Annotated in this window: 1 rRNA gene; it reads right to left on the reverse strand. The window is 48.1% G+C overall.

The annotated features are described in order from the left end of the window. Positions 1 to 77: 77 nt before the first annotated feature. Positions 78 to 2,728 (reverse strand): 23S ribosomal RNA (locus D1003_RS10910); the annotation flags it as partial.

Here is a 2,728-nt window from a genome sequence, read left to right on the forward strand (position 1 = left end):
TCTATTTTATCGGTAATTTTCATCACAAAGACAAAACCTTGCTCGCACTTATAAGGCTTATTTAACATAACCCATTAGGCTATAAATCTACGGGTAATTAGTACTACTCGGCTATGCTGTTACCAACTTTACACCTGTAGCCTATCAACGTGGTCATCTCCCACGACCCTTAAAAGATGTCTCATCTTGAGGCAGGTTTCGCACTTATATGCCTTCAGTGCTTATCCTTACCAAACTTAGCTACTCTGCGGTGCGCCTGGCGGCACAACAGATACACCAGAGGTTTGTTCAAATCGGTCCTCTCGTACTAGATTCAAGCCCTCTCAAACATCTAACGCCCGCAATAGATAGAGACCGAACTGTCTCACGACGTTCTGAACCCAGCTCGCGTGCCACTTTAATGGGCGAACAGCCCAACCCTTGGGACCTTCTCCAGCCCCAGGATGTGACGAGCCGACATCGAGGTGCCGAACCTCCCCGTCGATGTGAGCTCTTGGGGGAGACTAGCCTGTTATCCCCGGAGTACCTTTTATCCTATGAGCGATGGCCCTTCCATACGGAACCACCGGATCACTATGTCCTGCTTTCGCACCTGATCGACTTGTAGGTCTCACAGTCAAGCACCCTTATGCCATTACACTCTACGCACGGTTACCAAGCGTGCTGAGGGTACCTTTGAAAGCCTCCGTTACTCTTTTGGAGGCGACCACCCCAGTCAAACTACCCACCACGCAATGTCCTCGTTTCCGAGTTAGGCTCTAAGTAAACAAAGGGTGGTATTTCAACAACGGCTCCACCAACACTAGCGTGCCAGCTTCACAGCCTCCCACCTATCCTACACATTGTTTACTCAAAGTCAATACGAAGTTATAGTAAAGGTTCACAGGGTCTTTTCGTCCCATTGCGGGTAATCGGCATCTTCACCGATACTACAATTTCACCGAGCTCGTGGCTGAGACAGTGCCCAGATCGTTACACCATTCGTGCAGGTCGGAACTTACCCGACAAGGAATTTCGCTACCTTAGGACCGTTATAGTTACGGCCGCCGTTTACTGGGGCTTCAGTTAATGCCTTCGCTTACGCTAAGCACCTTCCTTAACCTTCCAGCACCGGGCAGGTGTCAGACCCTATACAGCATCTTTCGATTTAGCAGAGTCCTGTGTTTTTGATAAACAGTCGCCTGGGCCTCTTCACTGCGGCCAACATTTCTGTTGGCGTCTCTTCTTCCGAAGTTACGAGACTATTTTGCCTAGTTCCTTAGCCACGACTCACTCGAGCACCTTAGGATTCTCTCCTCGACTACCTGTGTCGGTTTTGGTACGGGTTGCTTCACTTCGGCTTTTCTTGGAACTGCTTTCCCTACAACAACTTCGCCCGTAGGCTAGGTCTCAACTATTCCGTCAGTCTTCAGTAAGTACGGCAATCCGTCCCCTTTTTAGTGTGAGCAAGTATGGGAATATTAACCCATTGTCCATCCACTTCCCCTTTCGGGTGCGCGTTAGGTCCCGACTAACCCTCAGCTGATTAGCATGGCTGAGGAAACCTTAGTCTTTCGGTGAGGGGGGTTCTCGCCCCCTTTATCGTTACTTATGCCTACATTTTCTTTTCTATAAGCTCCACAATACCTCACGATACTGCTTCTGCGCCGATAGAATGCTCTCCTACCGATGTATTTAATACATCCCATAGCTTCGGTAATATGCTTATGCCCGATTATTATCCATGCCGGACCGCTCGACTAGTGAGCTGTTACGCACTCTTTAAATGAATGGCTGCTTCCAAGCCAACATCCTAGCTGTCAATGCAGTCCAACCGCGTTATTTCAACTTAGCATATATTTAGGGACCTTAGCTGTTGGTCCGGGTTCTTTCCCTCTCGGACATGGACCTTAGCACCCATGCCCTCACTGCTGATGAACATTTATTAGCATTCGGAGTTTGTCAGGAATTGGTAGGCGGTGAAACCCCCGCATCCAATCAGTAGCTCTACCTCTAATAAACTTAACATCAACGCTGCACCTAAATGCATTTCGGAGAGTACGAGCTATCTCCCAGTTTGATTGGCCTTTCACCCCTACCCACAGGTCATCCGAAGACTTTTCAACGTCAACCGGTTCGGTCCTCCACTTTGTGTTACCAAAGCTTCAACCTGCCCATGGGTAGATCACAAGGTTTCGCGTCTAATCCTACTAACTATTCGCCCTATTCAGACTCGCTTTCGCTTCGGCTCCGTAACTTAATTACTTAACCTCGCTAGTAAAATTAACTCGTAGGCTCATTATGCAAAAGGCACGCCGTCACAGCATTAAGCTGCTCCGACCGCTTGTAGGCGTACGGTTTCAGGTTCTATTTCACCCTTCTATTCGAAGTGCTTTTCACCTTTCCTTCACAGTACTTGTTCACTATCGGTCTTTCAGGAGTATTTAGCCTTGGAGGATGGTCCCCCCATATTCAGACAGGATTTCACGTGTCCCGCCCTACTCTTGTATCATCTAAATATGCCTTTCATGTACGGGGCTATCACCCTCTATGGCCACTCTTTCCAAAGTGTTCTATTAAACATATATAAACTTTTGGGCTAATCCGCTTTCGCTCGCCACTACTTACGGAATCTCTTCGATTTCTTTTCCTCCGGGTACTTAGATGTTTCAGTTCTCCGGGTTTGCTCTGCTTACGCAGTAATACATCTTCAATGTATTGGGTTGCCCCATTCGGATATCTACGGATC

Origin of the sequence: Riemerella anatipestifer (assembly GCF_009663465.1) — a bacterium.
Taxonomy (GTDB): domain Bacteria; phylum Bacteroidota; class Bacteroidia; order Flavobacteriales; family Weeksellaceae; genus Riemerella; species Riemerella anatipestifer_C.